Here is a 6439-nt window from a genome sequence, read left to right on the forward strand (position 1 = left end):
TAGGACACAGGTGTGTGGGTGTAAGCCCGACACCGCCCGAATTGCCTGATGACTATAGCGAGCGTGAACCACCTGATCCCATCCCGAACTCAGAAGTGAAACCGCTTAGCGCCGATGGTAGTGTGGGGTTTCCCCATGTGAGAGTAGGTCATCGTCAGGTTCTTATTAAAAAAAACCTCACATATTTGTGAGGTTTTTTTTCGTCTTCATTTTCTAAGCACGTTTTTCAAATAGTGCGCATGAACAACCACCTGGTTTGTGGTTGTTCATGACTATTCCAAATCAGGCATAATGCGATGCTGTTGCTTTGGGGGTGTCGTGGAAGTTTACCTGCTGTATCTTGGCCTAGGGGCTGTTGCCGGTTTAATTAGTGGCTTGTTTGGCCTAGGTGGCGGCGTCGTCATTGTTCCTATTCTCATCTTCACATTTACTGCGCAGGGCCTTTCACCGGATATACTTACCCACCTTGCGATCGGCACTTCTCTAGCTACTATCGTGATTACCTCCATCAGCTCCGTTTCTGCTCATAACCGACACGGTGCTGTGCTATGGCGTGTTGCGTTGTGGCTGACGCCGGGAATTTGCCTTGGTGCGGCTCTTGGGGCTGTCTTTGCTATCAGTATTACAGGCGCCTCACTTCAATTGGCATTTGGTGTTTTCCTGTGTCTCGTTGCGGGCAAAATGGCCTTTCCAATCAACCCTGACGGTGGCGCGAATATGCCAGGCCCTGCAGGTAAAACTGCTGTAGGCGGTGTGATTGGTTTTGTTTCCAGTTTGTTTGGAATTGGTGGCGGTTCTCTGAGCGTCCCTTTTCTCACCTGGGTTAGAGTGCCTGTTAAACATGCTGTTGGTACATCTGCGGCCTGCGGCCTTCCCATTGCTGTGAGTGGCGCGTTGACCTATCTCTATAAAGGTTATGGCGCTGTAGAGCTGCCTCCACACGCTATGGGTTACATCTATCTACCAGCATTTATTGGTATTGTTGCATCCAGTACCATTTTTGCCCGTTTCGGTGCCAGGCTTGCTCACCGGTTGCCGGGCGATATGTTAAGCAAAGGCTTTGCCCTGCTTCTGTTCCTAATAGGTATGCGGTTTGTGTGGATCAATGTGAGGCTGTTGGTAGCCTGATGGATAGTCTCTTAAACATACTGGCTGATGGCGAATATCACTCCGGTGAACAACTTGGCGAGCAATTGGGGATTTCTAGAGCGGCCGTATGGAAGCAAGTGCAGAAGCTTGTCGATGCTGGATTGCAGGTCGAATCCCAAAAAGGGTGTGGTTACAGAATTCCTGGTGGCTTGGATCTGTTAAATGCTGAAGCATTGGAGCAACAGCTTGATAGTTGCACTTTTGCTATTCGTCCTCGTTTGAGCCTTTACAGTACCATCACTTCTACTAATGAACTGGCCAGGGAGGCCGCCGCCGAGTGTAATGAAACTGGGCTGGTCATTTTGGCGGAACAGCAGACCGAAGGACGAGGAAGGCGAGGACGTCAGTGGGTCAGCCCGCTGGGAAGAAATATCTATCTGTCTATTGTGTGGGGCTTTGAGGGCGGGGTTCAGGTAATAGAGGGGCTGAGTCTGGCTGTGGGTGTGGCCGTCAGGCGAGCGCTCGTTAATTGTGGCGTTGATGCGCTTGCCTTTAAGTGGCCAAATGACCTGCTTTGGGAAAATAAAAAGCTGGGCGGCATACTCTTGGAGGTGTTAGGTGATCCCGCTGGTTTTTGCCAGGTAGTCGTGGGTGTTGGGCTGAATCTGAACATGACGACATCGTCAGGAGGGTCAATTGACCAACCATGGGCGGATATCTCCCAGATTTCATCTGCTCCCATCTCGCGTAATCAATTGTCAGTATCTTTGGTCAAGGAATTGTTTGATCTGTTGGTGAACTACCAACAGAGGGGTTTTGGTGCCTACAGGGGTGAGTGGAAAAAAAATGATGCATTTGACGGTAAGGGTGTGACCCTGTCGATGCTCAACAAATCCCTGCAGGGTATTGCTCGTGGTGTTGATGATCGTGGCGCTTTGCTGATCGAAATTGATGGCGCTCTACAATCTTTTAGTGGTGGCGAAATCAGTATGCGGGGTAGTGATGATCGTTGATATTGATGTGGGTAACACGCGAGTGAAGTGGCGTGTCAGCCACGATAGCGGCGTCAATATTCATGGTGTTCACAAGACCTTTGATGATGCTGCAAGGGAAATCGGTGTTCAGGGAGTGCCAACACGCATCAGGTTGTCCAGTGTGGGTAATGCAAGTGTCACCAGAGGGGTTGAAACTGCAGCAGCGCATTGGGGTTGTATTGTGCAGAAAGCACAAACCACGAAAAATGCAGGAGGTATTACCTGTGGTTACGAGCGGCCCGAATCTATGGGGGTTGATCGGTGGTTGGCACTGATTGCTGCCTGGCAGCAATATCAGGGTGCCTGTGTGGTGGTTGATGCCGGCAGTGCGGTGACGATAGATGTGCTGGACAGTGCAGGTCAGCACCATGGCGGGTACATTGTGCCCGGTGTGATGATGATGCGAAACAGCTTGCTCGGTGGCACAGCGAAAATACTTCTCAGCGAAGGGTTCCGGAGAGAAGTTACTCCGGGTGTGTCAACCCAGGAGGCTGTGGATCATGGCGCCTTATTGATGCTGCGAAGTTTTGTTGAAGCTGTCCACGAGGAGCTATTGTGCTCTGAAGCCAATGCAAAGATTTTTGTCACAGGTGGTGATGGTGAGTCGTTGTTGCCGCTGAAGGACTGTGAGGCCGTTTACTGCAAGGATCTGGTTTTGGACGGCCTGGCTGTAGTATTCCCATGAATAAAATGCGCTGGTTTTTCTGGACATTGTTGATGCTTAACGCAGTGGCAGCCTATTGGTTTAGCAGTGCGGCAGATCATCGTCGTGATGTCGTTTCTGACTTGACGTCAGTTAACCGCGCTGGGCAAGGCGCAGAGGTGAAAGAATTGCAGTTATGGGGTGAAAGCTCCGCAGCCGATGAGCAGAAAGTAGTTGCCGAAGAGGCAAACCAACAACAGTTAGAGAAAATGTCGCCAGCAGAACCTGAGCAGCATGTCTCGGATATGCCGGTCGATGAAGAGGTGTGTCGCCAGCTGGGACCCTTTGAGCCGCAAACGGTAGCTAAAATCCTATTGGTGTTAGGTGACCGAGCGAATGGAATATTGGTCATTAATAAAGAAGAGGTGGTTAGTGAGGGCTTCTGGCTCATTATGCAGCCGAGGGAAACCCGGGCGGAGGCAGAATTATTATTGAAGTCACTGCACGACAGGAAGATAGAGAGTTACCTGATTACTGATGGTGAGTATGAGAACGGGGTTACTCTGGGTGTATTCAGTGGAAAGGAAAACGCAGATAGCTATCAGGACAAATTGTTGGCAGAGGGCGTGGAAAGTGTGCTGATCCCTCGGACAAAAGTAGAAAAAAAGGCATGGGTGCAACTCAAGGGGGATAATAACGATGAAAACACCCTTTCTGATATCGCAGCTACCTTAGGTATTGAGGAATCGGCTATTCGCCAAGAGGAATCGATTCCGTGCGAAATGTCGAACTGACCATATGATTCTCAAAGGCGGTCACTTGGCGGATCAACATAAGGCCTGGTGATTAATCTTCCAAAAAACGCGGATTGGGTTCGTGCAACGGTTGATTCTGAGGCCAACATTCAATAGAATCGCGCTCCCGATTTAACAGCGGGTTTTTAATTTAGAGCTGGCGTAGCTCAGTTGGTAGAGCAGCTGACTTGTAATCAGCCGGTCGGGGGTTCGACTCCTCTCGCCAGCTCCAATTTTATGTTTGCCGGGTGTTTTTGTTTGACACCTCGGCAAGTGGTGTGGACAATGTCCAGCCTTTTTCGCAGGGGTTCCCGAGCGGCCAAAGGGATCAGACTGTAAATCTGACGCGAAAGCTTCGGTGGTTCGAATCCACCCCCCTGCACCATTAACATTGTAGATAGCCGAAAATGGTTATCGGCAAGCCGGCTCAGATGACCGGCTGTGTAGAGTGAAATGCCGTAGATGGTGACCTCGGCTCATAGAGCTGACGTCCCGGGGCAGCAGTAGGCGGGTATAGTTCAATGGTAGAACCTCAGCCTTCCAAGCTGATGATGCGGGTTCGATTCCCGCTACCCGCTCCATTGATACGGTAAGGCGTTTATATCGCTCATATAGCTCAGTCGGTAGAGCACTTCCTTGGTAAGGAAGAGGTCACCGGTTCAAATCCGGTTATGAGCTCCATTTATTCCACAGGGTTGGACCCTGCGGATTGTTTTTGTTTGAAGTACCAGGTCCTAATGAGGAGCGCTCGTCATGGCGAAGGAAAAGTTTGAACGAAATAAGCCCCACGTAAACGTGGGTACGATTGGTCACGTAGACCATGGTAAAACGACGCTGACTGCGGCGCTGACGCGCGTGTGTGCGGAAGTCTGGGGTGGTACAGCGGTGGCATTTGACGGCATCGACAACGCACCGGAAGAGCGCGAGCGCGGTATTACCATTGCGACCTCCCACGTGGAATACGATTCACCGAACCGTCACTACGCACACGTAGACTGTCCCGGACACGCTGACTATGTGAAAAACATGATCACCGGTGCGGCGCAGATGGACGGAGCGATACTGGTGGTATCGGCCGCTGATGGCCCGATGCCGCAGACGCGCGAGCACATTTTGTTGGCGCGCCAAGTGGGTGTGCCGTACATCATTGTGTTTTTGAACAAGTGCGACATGGTGGATGACGCCGAGCTGCTCGAACTCGTAGAGATGGAAGTACGCGAGCTGCTGTCCAAGTACGACTTTCCTGGGGACGACACACCGATCATCAAAGGCTCGGCCAAGCTGGCGGTTGAGGGTGATAAGGGTGAGATGGGCGAAGCGGCGATCATGCAACTGGCGGATGCGCTGGACAGCTACATTCCCACGCCCGAGCGTGCCATTGACGGAGCGTTTTTGATGCCTGTGGAAGACGTGTTTTCCATCTCGGGGCGTGGCACGGTGGTTACCGGGCGGGTTGAGCGCGGCGTGATCAAGGTAGGCGAAGAGATAGAGATTGTTGGCATCAAAGACACGCAAAAGACCACCTGCACCGGCGTAGAGATGTTCAGGAAGCTGCTGGACCAAGGCCAAGCGGGGGACAACGTAGGCATTTTGCTGCGTGGCACCAAGCGCGAAGACGTCGAGCGCGGGCAAGTGCTGTCCAAGCCGGCGAGCATCACGCCGCACACGCAGTTTACGGCCGAGGTGTACGTGCTGAGCAAAGACGAAGGGGGGCGGCACACGCCGTTCTTTAGCAACTACCGGCCGCAGTTTTACTTTCGCACCACGGACGTGACGGGCTCGATCAAGCTGCCAGAGGGCAAAGAGATGGTGATGCCTGGAGACAACGTGGCCATTGAGGTGACACTGATTGCCCCGATTGCCATGGAAGAAGGCCTGCGCTTTGCCATACGCGAAGGCGGTCGTACCGTCGGCGCCGGCGTGGTCGCAAAAATTATTGCTTAAGGTCAAACGTCATGCAAAAACAACGCATTCGCATTCGCCTCAAGGCATTCGATTACAAACTGATTGACGCCTCGGCGGCCGAAATCGTCGATACCGCCAAGCGCACCGGGGCCATTGTGCGTGGCCCAGTGCCCTTGCCCACCCGCATGCGGCGCTTTGACATTTTGCGCTCGCCGCACGTGAACAAGGCCAGCCGTGATCAGCTCGAAATCCGCACCCATCAGCGGTTGATGGACATCGTTGACCCCACCGACAAAACGGTGGACGCGCTGATGAAGCTGGATTTGGCGGCCGGGGTGGACGTCGAGATCAAACTGCAGTAAAATAGAAGGCTTCGCCGTAATTTATTGCGGCCAAACATCAGGCCCGGCCAATTGAAGTCGGGAACGGAGAAAAAAATGAGTCTTAGCAACACGTTGGGGTTGTTGGGTCGCAAGGTGGGCATGATGCGTCTGTTCACCGACGACGGCGAGGCGGTGCCCGTTACCGTCATCGACGTGGCGAACAACCGCGTGACCCAGGTTAAAACCGCCGAGCGCGACGGGTACGTGGCCCTGCAAGTGGCCTACGGCAAGCGGCGCGCCAGCCGCGTGACCAAGCCCGAGGCGGGCCATTTGGCCAAAGCTGGCGTTGAAGCCGGTGAATTGCTTCAAGAATTCCGCGTCAGTCAAGAAGTGGCCGAACAGTACGGCGCCGGCGCCAACGTGCCCGCGCAAGCCGTGTTCACCCAAGGCCAAAAGGTTGATGTGCAGGGGCGTTCGATCGGCAAGGGTTACGCTGGCACCATCAAGCGCCACAACTTTTCTTCGCAACGCGCCTCACACGGTAACAGCGTCTCGCATCGCGCGCCAGGTTCGATCTCCATGGCGCAAGACCCCGGGCGTGTGTTTCCAGGCAAAAAAATGTCTGGTCATCTGGGCGACGTCACCGTGACG

Annotated in this window: 7 protein-coding genes, 4 tRNA genes and 1 rRNA gene; all 12 read left to right on the plus strand. The window is 53.2% G+C overall.

Going from position 1 to position 6439, the window contains the following annotated elements:
• Positions 1-44: 44 nt before the first annotated feature.
• A 5S ribosomal RNA gene (rrf, locus tag ACYZYZ_RS03460) occupies positions 45-160 on the plus strand.
• Positions 161-318: 158 nt separating this feature from the next.
• On the plus strand, positions 319-1128 hold the full coding sequence (locus ACYZYZ_RS03465; protein WP_461483257.1) for a sulfite exporter TauE/SafE family protein: 810 nt from the start codon (positions 319-321) through the stop codon (positions 1126-1128).
• Positions 1128-2102, plus strand: a complete 975-nt coding sequence (birA, locus tag ACYZYZ_RS03470; RefSeq protein WP_461483258.1) for a bifunctional biotin--[acetyl-CoA-carboxylase] ligase/biotin operon repressor BirA — start codon at positions 1128-1130, stop codon at positions 2100-2102. The genes ACYZYZ_RS03465 and birA overlap by 1 nt, the downstream gene beginning before the upstream one ends.
• Positions 2092-2808 (plus strand): type III pantothenate kinase, encoded by a 717-nt coding sequence (locus tag ACYZYZ_RS03475; protein ID WP_461483259.1) that lies wholly within the window; start codon positions 2092-2094, stop codon positions 2806-2808. The genes birA and ACYZYZ_RS03475 overlap by 11 nt, the downstream gene beginning before the upstream one ends.
• Complete coding sequence (locus ACYZYZ_RS03480) at positions 2805-3560, plus strand: hypothetical protein (protein WP_461483260.1); 756 nt, start codon at positions 2805-2807, stop codon at positions 3558-3560. The genes ACYZYZ_RS03475 and ACYZYZ_RS03480 overlap by 4 nt, the downstream gene beginning before the upstream one ends.
• A 156-nt stretch (positions 3561-3716) precedes the next feature.
• A tRNA-Thr gene (locus tag ACYZYZ_RS03485) sits at positions 3717-3792 on the plus strand.
• A gap of 69 nt (positions 3793-3861) precedes the next feature.
• Positions 3862-3945 (plus strand) — tRNA-Tyr (locus ACYZYZ_RS03490).
• A gap of 122 nt (positions 3946-4067) precedes the next feature.
• Positions 4068-4141: transfer RNA gene (locus ACYZYZ_RS03495), tRNA-Gly, on the plus strand.
• 24 nt (positions 4142-4165) lie between these two features.
• Positions 4166-4241: transfer RNA gene (locus tag ACYZYZ_RS03500), tRNA-Thr, on the plus strand.
• 72 nt (positions 4242-4313) lie between these two features.
• Positions 4314-5504, plus strand: a complete 1191-nt coding sequence (gene tuf / locus ACYZYZ_RS03505; RefSeq protein WP_461483261.1) for an elongation factor Tu — start codon at positions 4314-4316, stop codon at positions 5502-5504.
• A gap of 11 nt (positions 5505-5515) precedes the next feature.
• Positions 5516-5827, plus strand: coding sequence for a 30S ribosomal protein S10 (gene rpsJ / locus ACYZYZ_RS03510; protein WP_461483262.1), 312 nt, complete (start codon positions 5516-5518; stop codon positions 5825-5827).
• 75 nt (positions 5828-5902) lie between these two features.
• The coding region (rplC, locus tag ACYZYZ_RS03515) for a 50S ribosomal protein L3 (protein ID WP_461483263.1) at positions 5903-6439 on the plus strand (537 nt) is incomplete at its 3' end.

Source organism: Porticoccus sp., from assembly GCA_023261185.1.
GTDB lineage: Bacteria > Pseudomonadota > Gammaproteobacteria > Pseudomonadales > Porticoccaceae > Porticoccus > Porticoccus litoralis.

Coding starts and splice junctions, on each gene's coding strand:
- birA (WP_461483258.1), top strand. CDS start 1,128: ATGGATAGTCTCTTAAACATACTGGCTGATGGCGAATATCACTCCGGT.
- ACYZYZ_RS03475 (WP_461483259.1), top strand. CDS start 2,092: ATGATCGTTGATATTGATGTGGGTAACACGCGAGTGAAGTGGCGTGTC.
- ACYZYZ_RS03480 (WP_461483260.1), top strand. CDS start 2,805: ATGAATAAAATGCGCTGGTTTTTCTGGACATTGTTGATGCTTAACGCA.
- tuf (WP_461483261.1), top strand. CDS start 4,314: ATGGCGAAGGAAAAGTTTGAACGAAATAAGCCCCACGTAAACGTGGGT.
- rpsJ (WP_461483262.1), top strand. CDS start 5,516: ATGCAAAAACAACGCATTCGCATTCGCCTCAAGGCATTCGATTACAAA.